The sequence below is a fragment of the Lysinibacillus sp. FSL H8-0500 genome (genome assembly GCF_038051955.1).
GTDB lineage: Bacteria > Bacillota > Bacilli > Bacillales_A > Planococcaceae > Lysinibacillus > Lysinibacillus macroides.
This window is the reverse complement of record NZ_CP150292.1, coordinates 761,479-780,011: the sequence shown is the minus strand read 5'-3', so window position 1 is coordinate 780,011 and position 18,533 is coordinate 761,479. Positions and strand designations below refer to the sequence as shown.

The 18,533-nt window shown below is 37.8% G+C and carries 8 protein-coding genes; 5 read left to right on the top strand and 3 right to left on the bottom strand.

Annotation, left to right across the window (positions count from 1 at the left end; translation table 11 throughout):
* Window positions 1-57 precede the first annotated feature (57 nt).
* Both MHB44_RS03585 and MHB44_RS03580 read left to right on the top strand, forming a co-directional pair.
* Window positions 58-3,258: a hypothetical protein gene (locus tag MHB44_RS03585; RefSeq protein ID WP_341301617.1), complete on the top strand. Its 3,201-nt coding sequence runs from the start codon at window positions 58-60 to the stop codon at window positions 3,256-3,258.
* A gap of 148 nt (window positions 3,259-3,406) precedes the next feature.
* Window positions 3,407-4,737 (top strand): IS3 family transposase gene (locus MHB44_RS03580; RefSeq protein ID WP_341301616.1). Its coding sequence is split into 2 segments (ribosomal slippage): window positions 3,407-3,791 and window positions 3,791-4,737, totalling 1,332 coding nucleotides; the frame shifts between segments, so codons are not numbered across the junction.
* Between the two features lie 341 nt (window positions 4,738-5,078).
* Here the strand turns inward: MHB44_RS03580 and MHB44_RS03575 are convergent.
* The 3 genes from MHB44_RS03575 to MHB44_RS03565 all read right to left on the bottom strand — a co-directional run bounded on the left by MHB44_RS03575 (window position 5,079) and on the right by MHB44_RS03565 (window position 13,378).
* Window positions 5,079-6,407, bottom strand: a complete 1,329-nt coding sequence (locus tag MHB44_RS03575; protein WP_053993626.1) for a transposase — start codon at window positions 6,405-6,407, stop codon at window positions 5,079-5,081.
* 331 nt (window positions 6,408-6,738) lie between these two features.
* Window positions 6,739-8,289, bottom strand: a complete 1,551-nt coding sequence (locus MHB44_RS03570; protein WP_341301615.1) for an ISL3 family transposase — start codon at window positions 8,287-8,289, stop codon at window positions 6,739-6,741.
* A gap of 1,129 nt (window positions 8,290-9,418) precedes the next feature.
* Complete coding sequence (locus MHB44_RS03565) at window positions 9,419-13,378, bottom strand: S-layer homology domain-containing protein (protein ID WP_341301614.1); 3,960 nt, start codon at window positions 13,376-13,378, stop codon at window positions 9,419-9,421.
* Between the two features lie 610 nt (window positions 13,379-13,988).
* On the opposite strand from MHB44_RS03565, the gene MHB44_RS03560 reads away from it, so the two are divergent.
* The 3 genes from MHB44_RS03560 (at window position 13,989) to MHB44_RS03550 (ending at window position 18,516) form a co-directional block, all read left to right on the top strand.
* Window positions 13,989-15,845, top strand: coding sequence for an S-layer homology domain-containing protein (locus tag MHB44_RS03560; protein WP_341301613.1), 1,857 nt, complete (start codon window positions 13,989-13,991; stop codon window positions 15,843-15,845).
* A 377-nt stretch (window positions 15,846-16,222) separates the two neighbouring features.
* Window positions 16,223-16,963 (top strand): WecB/TagA/CpsF family glycosyltransferase, encoded by a 741-nt coding sequence (locus MHB44_RS03555; protein WP_341301612.1) that lies wholly within the window; start codon window positions 16,223-16,225, stop codon window positions 16,961-16,963.
* Window positions 16,960-18,516 carry a polysaccharide biosynthesis protein gene (locus tag MHB44_RS03550; RefSeq protein ID WP_341301611.1) on the top strand — a complete coding sequence of 519 codons (1,557 nt, stop codon included), beginning with the start codon at window positions 16,960-16,962 and terminating at the stop codon, window positions 18,514-18,516. The genes MHB44_RS03555 and MHB44_RS03550 overlap by 4 nt, the downstream gene beginning before the upstream one ends.
* Window positions 18,517-18,533: the final 17 nt, after the last annotated feature.

Below are 18,533 nucleotides of genomic sequence, written 5' to 3'. Positions count from 1 at the left end.
TTCAGCATTGATGGTTTAGAAATCAAAAATGCAGCAATCAAACAATCTAACAACAAAGTGGTTGTCTTAACTACTGCATCTCAAACGGCTGAGCAAGAATATACTCTTTCTTACCGAGATGAAGTAATCGGTGGATTCAAAGGTGTGGCTGCAGTTATTCCAACAGCTATCGACATTACTGAAAAATCCCAACAGGGTATTCTTGGTAACAATGTAACTGTAAAAGCACAAGTTACTGTAGGTGAAGGACAATCTAAAGCAGGTATTCCTGTAACATTTAATATTGTTAATGCACAGGGTAATAACTTAAATCCAGGTGGTGCATTAAACCAACCAATCATTGGTGAAGCCACAACTGATGAAAACGGTGTAGCAACTTACACGTATACTCGTTATGCTTCAACAGCTCGTGATTTAGTAACAAATGATGAAGTACAGGCATATGCAACTGGTAAAGCATCCGTACGTTCATTCGCTAAAGTATACTGGGCTTCTATTCAACCATTAGCAATTACTGAAGTAACAGAAGGTAATACAATTACTAATGGTGGTAAAAAAGTTTATAAGGTAAAATTAGCAGGTGTATCTACTAATGTAACTCCAGGTACTACTTTAGACCGTACAGTAAATATTGGTTTCAAAGAGAACGTAAACGTTGCTCCAGATAAGGCAGTTAAAGCTGTAACGGTAACAGATGCAAATGGTCGTGGATTAGGTTACCCAGGTCAATTTACAACAACTAATGCTGTAACAACATCAACGTTTAATTCAGTAGTATTGAACTTAGACCACAATGGTGAGGCTACATTCACATTAACGGGTTCTTATGCAACTGTAACACCATTTGTATTTAAAGATGCATATGCAAACACATCTAATACAGACCCAAGCTATGGTCGTTTTGATGAAACAGAGTTATTTGCACAAGCTCCAGCATTAACATTCTCAAAACAACATACATTACAATTAACTGTTGATTCACTTGGTGTAAGCAATGCTTCTGCATATGATGCAAGCTTTGCAAATGGTGTCGTAAATTATTACTATGAGCAAAATGGATATAGATTATATCGTGACCAAGCTGGAAACGTAGCTTCTCAAGCGATTGCGACAGCACCAGCCGGTACAGACTGGATTTCAAATTTAAATCCGCTTCGTCCAGGTGAGTCTACTCTTGGATTCGCTTATACAGCTCAAACACCTGTTTCAACTACTAATGGCGTAGCGTCAATAAATAATAGATTAACTAACAATTTATACCGTTATACTGGAAATGAAGTAACTCCTGCTAAAAAGCCTTCAGAAACTTTAGCAGATGATTTAATCAACACAGGTGGTCGTGACTATAAAGCTGTATTAAAAGATAAAGACGGTAAATTAGCTACAACTGGTACACCAATTAAAGTAAGCGTGAAATATGGTTCTGCACGTACTGATAACGTTGCACCAATCTATGTAATTGATAATAACACTTATACTGTTTACCGTATTACTGATTTCACTAAAACAGCTGATAAATCAACAGAAGAATTCAATTTTGCAACAAATGCTAAAGGGGAAATTTCATTCACAATTATTGGTGGTCGTGATAGCTATGCTACACCAACTGTATTTGTTGATTCAAATAACCCAAGTGGTTTAGATGCTGGTGATTTACAACAAGCTGGTGAAATTGTGTACTTCGGTGACCGTACAATTACATCTGCTAACTTAACAGTAAATGATAAAGCAGAAACAAACGCACTTGTTTCAGAAGTTGCTAAATTTACTTACCAAACTGTTGATCAAAACAACAAACCATATGCACTAAACCATAATACAACAAATGGTACACAAAGCAGAGAGTTTGTTACTTCATTCGAAGTAAAGAGCGGTTTAGGTGTAGCTTATGTATATAGTGATGAAGCACGTACAAATTTAATTGGCACTATTAACCAAGATGGTACACGAACATTTACTGTAACATCTGTAAATGGTAAAGCAGAAATCTATGTAGTGTCATCAGTCGGTAATACAGTAACAGTAAATGCAAGTGCATCACAAGGCACATATCCAAATAAAACAGCTTCTGCTACATTCACTAACCAATTCAACGAAGGTGTTAATTCATATGTTCATGGTCGTGTAGTAGCAGTTGATCGTGTAAATAACCGTGTATTAGTTTCAAGCTCAACAGGTAAAAATATTTATGAATTAGCTTATGGTAGCACAGATTTACAAGTTGCAGGTCAAACTGTTACTGAACAGTCATTTGAGCAACACCTACAAGTTGGCGAAGAATTACACTTCACAGCAGCAACTGATAGTAAAAAAGCAGTATTTAATAACTTAAATGTAGCTTCTGGTGTTTCTATAGCAACTGATGCAGTGTTTGTAATCAACGGTGACCAAACATCTACAGCTAAAACTTATGACTTTGGTGTATATGCTACTAGTGGTAATATAACTGGGTCATCTGTAAATAGTCCTGTAAATGTAGCAATAGGTAAAGATCCTAATAATCCTAATACTAATACTGCTACTCAACAAGAACTTACATTCAAAGAGTTAGTAATCAATGGTGATAATATCACACTTGCAAATTTAAACTTAAATGGTGATTTAGTAGTAGGTATTCCTGATGGTCAAGCGCCTAAATATTATACTACAATCCAAACTGTCAATGACACTACGCTTTCTAGTACTCATATAGGTGGCAACACAACAGTTAATCGTGGTGACTTGAATACATTTAGAGTTATTGATGGCTCAATTTTAAGGAATGTAGTATTAAATATTGCTGAACACGTAGCATTAGATGCTACGTCAAGCATCACAACATTACATGCAAAAGTAAATGGCTTTGCAATTACAGGTGATGGTACTTTAACAAACCTAATTCTTGATAGCGGTGTTTCTCAAACAACACGTCCTAACACAACGCTACTTGACCTTACTAATACTACAATAACTAACAATAATACTACTGGTGTACCATTCTCAGCAGTTACTACTGCAACAGCTGATACAATTACGTTAACATTCAGTGAAGCAGTTACTACATCAGATGTAGCAGTATTAGAGTTAGTGACTAACAATGGTACTACTACTGCAGATACTGCAACACTAGAAACAACTTCTGATAGTAAAGTGGTAACTATAAAAATTGCAAATTCAATTGATGTTCAAGCAAAACAGTTTGTAGTAACATACAAAAATGTTGAGTATCTTTTAGCTTACGATACAACAAAAAATGCCTGGACCGTTACTAAAAAATAATTGAATTGCTAGTCTGCTAGTAATTTAAAGAAAAACTCTGTATGAGCGTAATTAAAATGTACCCTATACGATAGACACTTTGAAAAAAGACTATCGTATAGGGTATTTTTCTTTATAATGAGAAAAAAGATGTTGGAGCGGATGAGAGATGACCAAACAATTATTTACAAAAGAAGAACAGAAACAGCTAAAACGTAATCCAAATGTACAAGCAGTTAGCGAGAAAGCGATTACGTATACAGATGAATTCAAACGTCATTTCATCGCTGAAAATGACAAAGGAAAATTACCAAGAGAAATTTTCGAAGAGGCAGGTCTAAATGTAGAATTAATTGGTTTACAACGAATTAGCTCTGCCGGAAAACGTTGGCGTGCAGCTTATCGACAAACCGGTGTGGAAGGCTTACAAGATACACGAAAGACAAATTCGGGACGTCCCTCACAAAAAGAGGGAAGTTTGGAGGAAAAGATTGCCCGCTTAGAAGCCAAAAACCAGCTATTACGTGCAGAAAATGAATGTCTAAAAAAGCTCGATCTACTCGAAAGGCAGATGTTGAAGAAGAAATCACAATCGAAGCGAAACTAAAATTCGAATTAATTGAACAGACACTTCAAAAGTATAAATTAAAGCGCATGGTGAGTTATTTATGTGAAGTAATGGGCGTATCTCGTTCAGGGTTCTACAATTATTTTAACGAAAAATCAGCGCAAAATCGTGCAAACCAAGATGAAGCAGATGAAGTAGTGAAAGCCGTTATTTTAAAGGCGTATCACTTCCGTGGACGTAAAAAAGGGGCACGCCAAATTAAAATGACGCTCCAAAATCAATATGGGATTACCTATAACTTAAAGCGAATTCGCCGCATTATGAAGAAGTTCGACATCATTTGTCCGATTCGCAAGGCCAATCCAGCCCGACGTATGGCGAAAGCGACGAAAGAACATCGCACTTGCGCGAACGAACTACAACGCAACTTTAAACAAGGTGTAGCAGGGAAAGTGTTATTAACAGATATCACGTATTTAACATATAAAAACGGCAAGCGTGCTTATTTATCAACGATTAAAGACGCTGAGACGAACGAAATTCTAGCATATGAGGTGTCGCCTTCTTTACACTTGGACATCGCTCTGACCACATTGAAGCAATTAAAAAAACATGCACATTTAGCAGAAGATGCCTTTATCCATTCCGATCAAGGATTTCATTATACAAGCCCGATTTACCAAGCATTGGTGAAGAAAATGGGCTTAGGACAGTCCATGTCACGTCGAGGAAATTGTTGGGATAACGCGCCACAAGAATCTTTCTTTGGGCATTTTAAAGATGAAACAAACATCAAAGCGTGTGAAACGCTAGAAGAAGTAAAACGAGAAATTAAAAATTATATGACGTACTACAATCATTATCGTGGGCAATGGAACTTAAAGAAGCTGCCGCCTGCAAAATACAGACAGCAACTTCAACAAGTTGCCTAGCTCTTTTTCAAAATGTCCTTTACAAAGGGTACACTTTAAATCTCTACAGAGTTTTTTTATGATCTTACTGATATATAAATGCATACAAAATGCTCGTTTAACTATGTACATTTCTGCTTCCCACTGTATATTACAATTTTACTTGAAGTGGCGAGCAGGATAGTCTTGTTCAGTTAGCTAGCTGCTTTTTGGTTACCGAATCATGCGAGTATAGGTTCCCATGTCAACCTGTAATATTCTATACATGAATCAATTTCATAATTCGATTTTTTTAAGAGCTTAGACTGCTCCTGTGCCTGATTTTTAATTTTTTAAAATTACGTTGCGTTGTTTTGAAGCTGTCAAAATACATTCATACGATCGACTGCTAATTTGCAGGCATTATAAATAAACGTCACGAGATTGAAGTGCAGTTTGGCTTTTCTACCGGTTCTGTGGCGGACGTTGTTTAACTGAAAGAATTGCTTTAAATAGGCATTTACTCGTTCGACAGCTGTGCGTTCCTTATAAATTGCTTTCCATACTACGGAGCCACGTGCTGGATACGTGTATTTGCGGAGATCTGTTTCACATTTAATTTTAAATACCTTTTGACAGAGCGAATCCTCACGTAATGGACAGGTTGCGCATTCTTTTGGACGCGTGAACTTAAGCGTCTGATATTTTTCATCAAAGCTGTCGTAACAGTAGCTATGTTCACGCACACAGGTTGGACGGAAATGCTCATCAAAACCAACCATTTCGCCTTCGCGTCTTTTCACATAAGGAATCACAGGTTTCATCTCATGTATCCATATTTGGCGATAAATCGCTTCATAATCATAGCCCGCATCGAAAATGGCCGTTGTGAAATGGTTAGGCATGATGTGATTCACCTTTTTTAGTAACGGAATCGCCGCTTTACTATCACTCAGATTTCCGGAAGACATCAGACGCGCCACGATATACTGGCTTTTTGTCGAAACAGCTAAATGCCCTTTAAAGCCGTACCAGAATGTGTTTTTACCATCGCTATTTTTCTTAATGCCCCACTTTGGTTCAATGGGAATTTCTTGCCAAAGAGTCATCAATGGAATGGTTATTTGTACTTCCAACTTCTTTTCATAAGTCGTTTGATTCGCTTCGATTTCGGCTTGTTCAGCGAGCCAGGCAGCACGTTCTTCCTTTGATTTACGCCCCCGTTTTTTCGGAGCGATTTCTTTTTTCTCAGAAGGTTTTGCGGCATCTCTCGCTTCAAAATGTGTCGCGTCAAAACCAAGATGTTCTTCTTCAAGAAAACCTTCTGTAAAAGCAGTCTGAATCAGTTCATCGTGCATGCGATCTAACACATCTGATTGACTAATCGCGTCGACCATACGTGAATACGAGGCTTCAGATGGCACGGTGTCCGAAACTAAAAAGCCACAATCTAAACGAAAGACAAAATCAACCGTTAAACGATTGACCAAATCTTTAACGGTTGGGATACGCTCGACAATGCGAATAATCAATGATTGAATCATCGCCCCGTAATTACATTCACGTGGAGCACCACGCATCGTCTTCTTTCGAAATAGCTGAAAGATCGGCTGCACATCGAAAGTGGCTAAAATCGCATCAAAACGACGAGAACTTTCCATTTTCAATAATTCATGGATGTCAAAAAGGCTCATTTGTTTTACAATCGTCATAGGGCATTCACCTCTTGGTTGATTTTGGTTTGGTCACTTAAATTATACCAAAATGGGGAGGTGCCCGTTTTTTATTGTCTTGAAACCCTTGGGAGACAAGGGGTTAGAATTATGAAATTAACTCACATATGAATAGAAAAAACATTTTAAGCGAAAGTCTACATACTTAGGTCTCTTACGCACTTTTGGTGAGAGAAATGAATAGTCATTTTTCAGGTATAGTATTTAAAAGGACTGATGTAAACGTCAACCCCAAATGGTTCTTACGCACTTTTGGTGAAATTTTTCATACTTATGTATAACTACAATTCAAAGTTATTTCAGAATACAATCAAAACTGATATTGCATCCGTTTTTCCAGTAGATCTGGTTTTGCGCGACCATACATCATGCGTTTCATCCATTTTAATCGATTAACTTGTCCCTCTAATAAACCATTTGAATACGGAGATGCAAAAGCATTTTTTACCGCCGCTACATCTAATCGAAGTCCGGTACTATAACGATGAAAAGGTGAATTTTTATTCACTAGTTGTGTGTTCATCCAATCGATTAAAGGCTCGATCGCTCTGTTCTCAAATATAGTTCGATATTCTTGTACTATTTTTTCGAGTGGTTCAAGAAATGGATATAGATGCTGGCACTTCTCCAACACTTGCTTCTGCTCATCATTCAATTGCTGAAAACCTCGCCAAATCCATTGTGAAATTTTTGTTCTTGAAATTTGATGAATCAATGCTTGAGTATATCCTTTCTTTTTGTTTGCACGATAAGGCTCGATAAAACGCCGAAGAGCAGAAAGACTGCCGTCGTAGCCTGCTAAACGGATTCTCTTGAGAATTTGATTGGTTGTAAGATGCTCGGTATCATACGCTACAATCAACTCATAATAGGGCTGTAGCTTCGCTTGTGCAGGCTTTGTTTTACGCTTTGTTTTTTGTGGAGGCGTGACTTGTTTTACATATTTGTAGATGGTGCCACGACTCAATTCATATTTTTTAGCGAGGTACGAAATCCGTACACCTTCTTTGTGATCTTGTTGTACTCGCTGAATAAGCTGCCAGCGCGGCTCATCTATAGGCTTTTCGTTAGGTAATTCGGCTATTTGATGCTCATGCTCAATAGACCATTCAATTTGTGCTGGGAGTTTTTGCTCCAGCCATTTGCTCAACGCTTCTTTTGCATTTTTAATCAAATGCCAGCGGTCACTTATTTGTTGGATGGCAGCGTTTGCATTGGTGATGGCTTCTCGATACGTTTTAGAGCCGTCTCTACTAACGGTTTGAATAGGTGAATGCGCTACGAGCCAGGATTCAACGGTTTCACTCGTTCTGCTAGGTAAAATAGCGAGTGGTTGATGTGTATTTAAATCACAAATAAGCGTTCCATAATCATGACCTTTTCGGAAAGCGAAATCATCGATACCGATTGCGGTTGTCTGTGGTAATGCAATCGTTGTTGAACGAATCAGTCTTAGAAAAGTGTCGTGGCTGACTCGTCTTAAACAGGATTGTGCGACTCGCTCGGCTTGTCGGCAACTCATTGAAAAGGCTAATTTTCTTAAGAATTGTTGAAGTCGTTCGGTTTTTCTTGCGTATGGTAAGAGCCATGAAAAACGCTCCGTGAAAATACGCTGTTGGCAATCAGCTTCTACACAAAACCACTTTCGCGATTGTAAACGGATAAGAACGTGTTGACTACCAACGGAGAGGTCCTGTAGTTCACGTGTATAAAAACTATGTTGGTGTTTACTTTGTGAGCCACAGGATGGACAAAATGCATACGTTTTCGTCATCTGTAAATAAAGTATAATGGTCGTTTCAGTTGTTTGAAGTGAACAAAATAAAAGCTGCTTTTCAGGTGCTTGCCAAGGAATTAGCATGAAAATCAGTCCTTTTCAATACTATACCCGAAAAATAAGTATTACTAACTTTCACCAAAAGTGCGTAAGAACCATTCTATTTTACCGTTTACAACTGATTTCTATGCTACTTCCTTGGAAAGCACCTGAAAAGTAACTTTCACTTCATCTATTCCAAACAACAAAAAAAGCAATCATACTCTATCCACAGCTAACAAAAATGTGTGCATTTTGTCTGTCTTGTGGCACACAAAATAACCAATTACACAGTTTTTATAATCGTGTGCTACAAGACCTTTCAATTGGTGTACACCATGTAATCATTTAGTTAAAATCACGAAAATGGTTTTGCTATGAAGCTTGTTGCTAACAACTCATTTTTACGGAGCGTTTTACTTGGTTAAAACCGTATGCTAGAAGAACAGAACGGCTCCAGCAGCTCTTATGTAAGCTAGTGTTTTCCATGAATTGTCACCAAACCGAACGAGTAGCTTGTTCTTTTCTTCCACATATTCGTTACGATACATTTTTGCGACTCATTCGGACGACAAGCATTGAATTACCTCAAACAACAGTTAATTGGTCTTAATGATTTTACCTTTTGAAAAGGACATGATTACGGTACGCTCATTTGTGATTTAGAGACACATCAACCACTCACCATCTTACCTGGAAGAACAAGTGAATTAGTCGAAACTTAGCTTCAATCCCAACTACATGTTCAAACCGTTAGCCGAGATGGTTCAAGTAGCTACCGTGAAGCTATAACAGAAAAGAATTCAGCCATATTTCAAATAATCAACAGCATTTACTCAACAATGCTATTGATTATTTGAAAAGCTCCTCTTCAAAATCTGTAACATCTACAAGAGGCATTTCATTTGGTGCAGTGTGTATTTGAATACCCACTGCACTGGACGAAATAAGATATTCAACCTCTCTCTTTCTAGAAAAGAGTCTTCTTCTGAACCAAGATAAAAACTATGTATACTTTGAATTCACAATTACGCTTGATCTACCTTAAATTCCACTCACTTTATTAGATTACGGACAACCCAATAACCAAATAAAAAAGACTGTGACAAACCTAGATAAACTAGATTTGTCAACAGTCTTTATATTATATAACTCGTTCTTATTAATTTGGGAATTAGTATTTACGAGTAATTGTAGCTGTATTATCTACAGAACCTGCTACTACAGTGAATGTTTTGTTTACGCCATTTTGAGTGAATTTCACTTCAAATGTTTTACCAACTACACCTTCTGCAAGTGTAAACGTTACTGTATCGCCAGAAGTTGTTCCAAGTGTACCTGGAGTTACGCCTAAGTTAGTTGTGTTTGCAAGTGTACCAGCTGTGAATGTTAATTCTACTGTATCACCAGTAGTTGTTTTAGCTGTGAATGGTACTTCTGCAGTTGGTGTTGCAACAACATCTTTTGGAGTGATTGAAACACCTGGAGCTACAGAAAGTTCATTAACTGTACCAGCACCATCATTCGTTACACCAGTTAAAGTAGAACCGTTTTGTGTAACAAGTAATTGACTGATAGTAGAACCACCAGCTAATGCAACGTGTTCTGGAATGTTTAATACCACACGGTTTAAGCTAGAGTTACCAGTGATAACGAATGTATTACCATCACCTTGGTTAACTGTTACTGTACCTGTAACTTCTACATTGTTTAATGCAAAATCGTTAAGAACTTGTTGTACAGAGGCATTTGTGCGTCCTACTGTTACATTACCATTGATTTTTACATTGCTAAGTTTAATGTTATCTCCATTGATTTGGAAATCAGCATCTACTAATGCTCTACCATTTGCATCAATAAATGAAGGTGCAACTGGTGGATTTGCTCCGACAGCATTATAAGCAAAATCATACTCTTTAAGTGTTGACGTATAGTCACCTTCAATGATAAATACATTACGTTTTGCAGCTACTTTGTCAGTATTAACTCGGATTCCTGAATCGATATCTAAGTTATCAAACTTCGCCTTGCTGTTCGCATCAGCTTTTTGTGTGAAGAATAATTCATCACCAACATTCAAATGAGCTTCAAATGTTGCTTCAGATGCACCAGAAGCACCTTTGTAGTATAGTTCATCTGCTTCATATTTCAAGTCGTAAACTTTTTCGCCTCGTGAATCTGTTAATAAAATACGGTTGTTCTCTTTATCTACAGCAATCACTTTACCACGTACAGATTGTCCGTATGCGATACCTTCATTGTTTAATGAAGTGAATGAAGCGCTTGCGTTTAACACTGGTAAATTGTGTGCGCTTGCTGTTACATCAACGCGGTTTCCACGTACAGATTTTACTTTCAGATCCGCTTTACCATTTGTTGATTTTACATCAAATGATCTTGTGCTACCTTGATTTACAGTTTCCACACGTAAAGCACCATTACGGTCAGTGTATTCTACAGTAGCTGGCGAGAATGTTGTTGATACTTGGAAAGTAGCAATAAAATCAGTACTGCCTTTTACATGATAGTGCTTTTTGTTTTGATCTGTTGATTGATACGAGAATGTTACTTCTTCTGCAACAGATTTAGAAGTCGTATCTTCATTATCAATTGTTAATTTTGCACTATTGATTGTACGGTCACCGAAGTATACGATTTCGCCTGCTTCTTGTGCATCATTTGTATCTAGTCCATCTTTATCACCAGTTTCTACAAATGCTGTTGGTGTTGCATAGCTATCACGACCACCGATTACTGTGAATGATACTTGACCTTTCGCATCAGTTGATAAAGAGAACGTTTCTTTCTCTTTTGAGAAATCACTCACTTTATATACTGTGTGTGAGTTATTATCAATGAAGTAAATTGGCGTTACTGATGCTGTCGCAGTAGTTTTTGCTGAACCATAGTTTAAGCTTACTTTTACCACTTGACCCGCTTGTGCCGCTTTACCATCTTTATCTGTGTAAGATACTTTGTAATCACGACCACCTGTATTTTCTAAATCAGCAGAAAGTGCTTCATTTTTCTCTTTTAATGTTCCAGTATAAGAATATTTAGAAAGGTGTGTACTAGAAAGTTGATTCGTTTTTCTAGTTGGGAAGTTACCAGCACCTTCTAAAGCAACTACACCTGTTACAACCGCATTATTACCAAGTTCTGTATAAACGAAACCTGATGGTACTCTTTCATCAGAACGAAGTGGGTTAGTGTTGTTAATGATAGTTGAGCCATTTGGAACTGGTAGGCTTGCACCAGTTAATTGTCCATTTGGATCACGAACTAATACTAAATTTCCGTTGCGGTATTCGTAACGACCTGTACGATCAAAGCTTTCTTCATATGCAGATGCATCTTTTGTGCCAAGTGATTCAACTTTCACACTTAACACTTGCTCTTTTGCAAATGTAAGTGGTGCTGCAAATGCTGCTAATTCTGTTTTATCAAAACGATCAATTGTTGCATTTGTATTACCTACTGCATCATCAACCCATACAAATGGTGTTACAGTTTGATTTGAACCAGTTAATGTGAATGTAGCTTCACCTTTAGCATCTAATTTAACTCGTACAGCGTTGAAACGATTTGTTTCAGTTGAATTAGTTGTTGTGAATTGACCTGGGTAACCTAAAGTAATTCCAGTAGTATTATCTGTTACTGTTACATTTTTATTTGCTTTATCTGGTGCAACGTTTACGTTATCCAAGTAACCAACGTTGATGTCACGCGAGCCATATCTCTTTTCTAATTCAGCGGCATTATTTACGCCAGCTACTTTTACTTTATAAACTTTTTTCGCACCATTGTTTAATTTATTACCTGTTGTTACTTCAGTAATTGTTAATGGTTGTGTGTTTGCCCAGTATACTTTTGTGAAGTCACGTGCAGTTGGATTACCCGTTGCATATACTTGTACTTCGTCACTTGTGTTTAAATCTTGAGATGTTGCAGCATAACGAGTATATGCGTATGAAGCTACACCATTTTCATCTGTAAGTGCTTCAGCTACGATTGCTGGGTTTAAACCACCGCTTGGGTTTTTATTATCAGAACCTTGAGCATTCACGATGTTAAATGTTACTGGAATACCTGCTTTAGATTGACCTTCTCCAACTGTTACTTGTGCTTGTACAGTCACTTGTGTACCAAGTGGTGCCTGTTGAGATTTGTGTGATTTAACTTGTGTAGTTGTTTCTTTACCAATTTCGCCTTCTACTACTGGATTTTCAAATTCAACTGCTGTTACAGCTGTTGGAATAACCGCAGCCACACCTTTGAATCCACCAATTACTTCATCTCGGTAAGAAAGAGTATATTCTTGCTCAGCCGTTTGAGATGCAGTAGTTAAGACAACCACTTTGTTGTTAGATTGTTTGATTGCTGCATTTTTGATTTCTAAACCATCAATGCTGAAATCGCTAGCTTTTACAGTATCAAGCTCTTCGTCAAATGTTACTTCAACAGTTGTGTTATTAATTGCTTTTACAGATGATGCTTCAACTGGCACTTCGTTCTCTTCTAAGTTAAGTGTACGTTGGAATGTTAAAGCAAAGTCTTGACGAGTGATTGTGTTGTTAGGGTTAAGACGGTTTGTGTCAGTACCTTGGAAAATGCCGTTTGCTACAGCGATCTCTAGGTATTGTTTAGCCCAAGGTTTGATTGAAGAAGCGTCAGCAAATCCATCTACACTTGCGTCACCTTCTAAATCGAAAGCTTCTACTAAGATTTTAGCAGCTTCAGAACGAGTTAAAGATTTGCTTGGTGCGAATTCAGTTGTGCTCACACCTTCAAAAATTCCTTGTTCTACAACCGCTGTAATTGAGTTGTAGTACCAAGCACCTTTTTTAACGTCCTTGAAGTTTACATCCCCGCTAGCTTCTAAACCTAAAGCTTTAGCGAAGATTTCAGCAGCTTCTGCGCGAGAAATTGTATTTAGTGGGTTGAAGTTCCCTTTAGTATCTCCTTGAATTACGCCAGAGTCCACTAAAGCTTGAACTGCCTCTTTCGCGTACCCAGAAACTTTATTTAGATCATTTACTTGCGCAGCAGATGCTACAGGAACGATTGCTGATGCAACTAATGCAGCTGTTGCTGATGCCGCGAAGAACTTACGGCCTTTGTTTTGCTTTGCCATTAATGTATTCCTCCCTAGATTTCCTAAAAATGATATTAATTCAACGAAAACTATATTACTGTCTTATTAGTTGCCTAACTGTATGTATTATAGTTTTCTTGAACAATCCAAAACTAAAGCAAATTCGTTAGTAAAGTTACTAGAAAAAGCGTAGTAGAATACCATTCTAGTAAGCTTATTCACTTTCTACAATAATATAACACTATCTTTTCCAAATTTCAAGCATTGAAACATAAATTTAGGTATGAAAGTTTTTTTTTCCATAACAATTATGGTTGTAAGTAGATTCCTGAAAACTTCCTACTATTTATTGTCTCATTTGGAATGGTAACTTATAGCTACGTTACCTATTATACCTGACTCTTCATAATAACCAAGCATTTTTTGGATTGGTTACGAAATTGTCAAAAATTAAAGTTTGCCGTAATGTTTTAGTTATATTTGTAAAGAAACAGAAATATATAGGGTAGTATTTTGTTGTTTTTTCTTTATTTCATGACTAACCCCTTCTATCTGTCCCTGTGTTGTAATAATAGATATCTTATTTTTATGCTACACTTTTGATAGTTTGATAGGATAAGGCTATCAACGATTGAAGGGAGCTTGAAAAATGAAACGTACATTACCTCTTTATGGGGCTGTGCTTGCGGGTATGTTATATCTTACGCCTACTACGGCGGCAGCAGAGGATATTTCGAAGCATTGGGCCTACCATGAAATGAACTATCTAATTACCAATGATTTAATGAAGGGAGATGAACTTGGCAATTATCGTCCAAATGCTGCTGTTACACGTGCAGAGTTTGCAGCATTTCTTGTGCGAACGCTCAATCTACCAACTGCTTCAAGTAATCAAACATTTAGCGATGTAAAGAAAGATGATTGGTATTATGGTGTTGTTCAGCAGGCTAGTTATTATGGGCTTATTAAAGGAGATGAACAAGGTAAGTTCAATCCAAAAGCGTATATTGATCGTCAGCAAATGGCAGCGATGTTAAAAAGGGCTCTTCATTATTTAGATATTCAGACGTCCACCTCCCCTATTGCCTTTAATGATAATGCACGTATTGCAAAATGGGCCTATGCTGATGTACAAGCTGTTGTTGCCGCTGGGCTGCTTGGTGGGAAGCCTAATAATCAATTTGCGCCACTTGCACAAACAACTCGTGCAGAGGCAGCAACTGTACTGTATCGTTTGCTTCATTTAGAAGCGCCCGTTTCTGGCAGTAAGCAATATATCACGACAAACTACTCACAGAATTATGCAAATGTGGTAAGCAAACAAACTAGCAATAACCCTAAAGTTGATGGTGCCGGTGCTTTTACGGCTAGCGAGGCACTAGTGTCATACTATGTACACCCAAAAAGCTTTATGCAGGATAGCCCATCCTATTATCAATTTTTAAAGCTATCAACTGTCGTGAATAATTTAAATGCTAAAGAATTAAATGAAAAAGTGCTTGCAAATAAAGGAAGCTTAAGTGGCATGGGAGATGCCTTTATTGAGGCAGGCATTAAATACAATGTCAATGCGATCTATTTATTATCACATGCATTGCATGAAACGAATAACGGCTCCTCTGCACTTATTAAAGGTATTGAGGTGGGGCTTGATCAAACTGGCAAGCCTGCGGTGGTAACGTCTGACAATCGAGAGCAGCTCACGGAGATAAAGACAGCTTATAACGCTTATGGTATTGGCGCTATTGATGCAGATGCTAATAAACATGGTGCGGAGCGTGCTTATACAAATGGCTGGTTTACAGTGCAAGATGCGATTATTGGCGGCACAGAGTTTGTAACAGAGCGTTATATTAATCAAGGACAGGATACATTGTATAAAATGCGCTGGAATCCGGATAATCCTACAGTTCATCAGTATGCAACACATGTGATGTGGGCAGATATTCAGGCGAAGAAAATTTATGAGCTTTATGAATTAATTGGCGCGGATGCAACAACGAATTTAGTATTTGATGTTCCTGTTTATCAAGGTCAGCCTGCTTCGGTTACTTTACCAGACCCATCGAAGCGCTATGCGTTAGACACTGCTTTAGCTGGTACAGCGGGGATGGTGACTATTAATTTGAATATGCGAACTTATCCAAATACCGTAGATAATGCTTCAATTATTACGAATTTGCCAAAGGATACAACCTTTAAGGTGCTTGGTGAAAATGGTGGCTGGTTGAAAGTGAGAGCAGATGGACAAGAAGGCTGGGTACTTGATGATTACGTCATTCTCGAAAATGGCTTACAAATTGTCAATATGACGATTATGCTGAATGTTCGCAGTGAGCCCTCCACAACAAGCAGTATTGTCGGAACGGTGAAACCAAATGGCTTTATTATTGGTGCAGTAGATGATGAGGGTGAATTTATTAAGGATGGCGATTGGTATCAGGTCATTTACAATGGCAAAACAGGTTGGGTGCATGGCGATTATATTGTAAAAAATGATCTATAGCAATCATGTAAAAGAGGGTGCGATACTATTTCGCACTCTTTTTTATGTTAATTTTTTGTCACTATTATAATAGAAGAAACTCAAATTTTATGGGTAGACATGGAATTATGGCGTGGTATCTTTTATAAGATGTTTTCTGTTGTGATGGATTATGGTATTTCTTTTATATGTTCGCTCAATCATGAGGGCTACGCGCTCAATTATAGGAGTTAAACGCTCATTTTTCTGACGCAACCGCTCAATTATTGACCAGAACTGCTCATTTCCAACATACAAACGCTCAATTGTTACAGTTAACGAAAATTTCCTGTCAGAATTGCTTTTGTGGTATGATAGATTGCAGTGAAAAAGGAATTACAGAAAGGTTTGAACACTATATGAGGCATGTAACGATTATGGGCATACCCTTTTTACATATTCATCAGCAAGGGTTTGTTGATTTACTCGTTCAGCGTATTGAACAGCAAGAAAAGACTTTCGTTGTAACAGCGAATCCTGAAGTGGTGATGCAGGCAAATGAAAATCCTACGGTGATGAATTATTTAAAGCAAGCGACTTATATTTGCGCAGATGGGATTGGTGTTGTCAAAGCAGCGCAAATTCTTGGCGATTCACTGCCTGGGCGTGTCACTGGCTATGATACAATGGTGCGACTTTTGGAAATTGGACAGCAAAAGCGCTTTAAAATTTATTTACTGGGTGCACAAAAAGAAACCATCGAAAAGACTATTGCTAATATTCAAAGTACCTATCCAAATGTTGACGTTGTCGGCTATCATGATGGCTTCTTTGACTGGAATAACAATAATATTGCGCAGGAAATTGCTACGTTACAGCCTGACCTTGTATTTGTAGCATTGGGTGTACCAAGACAGGAAAAATGGATTGCGGAAAATCTCGATAAGTTTTCAAAGGGTGTATTTATCGGTGTGGGTGGTTCCTTTGATGTTATTGCTGGTACTGTCAAGCGTGCACCAGTTATTTGGCAAAAGCTGAATCTCGAATGGTTCTACCGCTTGCTGCGTCAGCCAAGCCGTTTCGGGAGAATGCTTGTTCTTCCGCGCTTTGCTCTCAAAGTTTTCGCATCAAAGCTTAAAGGTCAAGGTACAGCAAAATGAGTCAGTCCACATTTGTTAAAAGTACACTGATCTTAACGATTGCTACGTTACTTTCGAAAATAATCGGCAGTATGTTCCGTATACCGCTTCAAAATATTGCTGGGGATGATGTACTCGGTATTTTTAACTTTGTCTACCCTATCTATATGGTGGCATTATATTTATCAGTTGCAGGTATTCCGATCGCCATTTCAAAGCTGATAGCAGAGGCTAATACGCATAATGATACCGCTAAAGTAAAGAAAATTTATGTAACAGCAAGCATCCTTACCCTATCCTTTGGCGTCATTAGTTTTGCCATCATTTATGGCTTTTCTGGTCAAATTGCCAATGCACTTGGTGGACCTTCAACAGAAATTGCATTAATTATTGTGGCTCTTACATTGCTTGTTGCCCCATATATGGCTGTTTATCGAGGTTTTTTCCAAGGCTTTGGAGATATGCGCCCTACTGCTATTTCTCAGGTACTTGAGCAGTTTGTCCGTGTTGCTTTAATTTTAATTGCTGCCTATTGCCTTGTTACTATGAATTATTCCAATAATATTGTAGCTGGGGGCATTATGGTCGGCTCTGTAATTGGAGCGCTTAGCTCACTGCTCTATTTACGCTTTAAATATTTCCGTTCTTCGTTCAAAGTAACAAGTAAGGAGAAATATACGACTAAGGATTTTTCTATTTGGAGTAAAACCATTTTAAAAATTTCTATTCCCATTGCAATTGGTTCTGTAACAATGGCACTCTTTAACTTCGTGGATTCGTTCACAGTTTCATATGGTTTAAGAAGTGCAGGAACAGACGCTGACAATATTAATTATCTTTATGGTATCTATGGTCGAGGGCTGACATTGGTACAAATCACAACAGTCTTTGCCTCTTCGATTATTCTGCCTCTTGTACCATTAATTACAACAAAGCTTGCAGAAAATAAATTGGATGATACACGCAGTATTATTGAGCAGACTCATCGTATGACACACCTTATTTCTTGGCCTGCTGCTATCGGACTTCTAGCCTTAACGCTACCTTTAAACATTGCACTTTTCAAAGATTTAGAGGGAAGCCTAATGTTAGCAATCATTAATTTTAGCGCTGTCTTTACATCCTTAACATTGCTTGGCACAGGCATTTTACAGGGTATGAATGCAGCAAAGGCAGGAGCATTGATTATTATAAGTGGTGTTGTCCTAAAAATATTTGCCAACATCTTCTTTATTCAAGCATTTGGTCTTGATGGGGCTGCCTACGCAACATTGCTTGTATACCTTGTGTTATTTATTGTGAACTCTATTTTTATTTATCGTATGATCCGCTTCACTGTTTTTGGAAAAGATACGATTAAAATGATTATAGCCTCGATTGTTATGGGTGCATTGGTTGGTTTGCCAACACTATGGCTTGATATTGCAAATTGGACACGATTATGGGCACTTGGGTATTTAATTGTCACAATTATTATGGGAGGAGCTATTTATTTCCTTCTACTATGGCTAACGAAAGCAATTCATAAACAAGATTTAAAGAGAATCCCAATTATCGGAAAAAGATTTTCGTAAATAAGAGAGGTAAACAT

Excerpts from the sequence above, each read along its gene's own strand:
- MHB44_RS03575 (WP_053993626.1), bottom strand. The coding sequence starts at position 6,407 with ATGACGATTGTAAAACAAATGAGCCTTTTTGACATCCATGAATTATTG.
- MHB44_RS03570 (WP_341301615.1), bottom strand. The coding sequence starts at position 8,289 with ATGCTAATTCCTTGGCAAGCACCTGAAAAGCAGCTTTTATTTTGTTCA.
- MHB44_RS03565 (WP_341301614.1), bottom strand. The coding sequence starts at position 13,378 with ATGGCAAAGCAAAACAAAGGCCGTAAGTTCTTCGCGGCATCAGCAACA.
- MHB44_RS03560 (WP_341301613.1), top strand. The coding sequence starts at position 13,989 with ATGAAACGTACATTACCTCTTTATGGGGCTGTGCTTGCGGGTATGTTA.
- MHB44_RS03555 (WP_341301612.1), top strand. The coding sequence starts at position 16,223 with ATGAGGCATGTAACGATTATGGGCATACCCTTTTTACATATTCATCAG.
- MHB44_RS03550 (WP_341301611.1), top strand. The coding sequence starts at position 16,960 with ATGAGTCAGTCCACATTTGTTAAAAGTACACTGATCTTAACGATTGCT.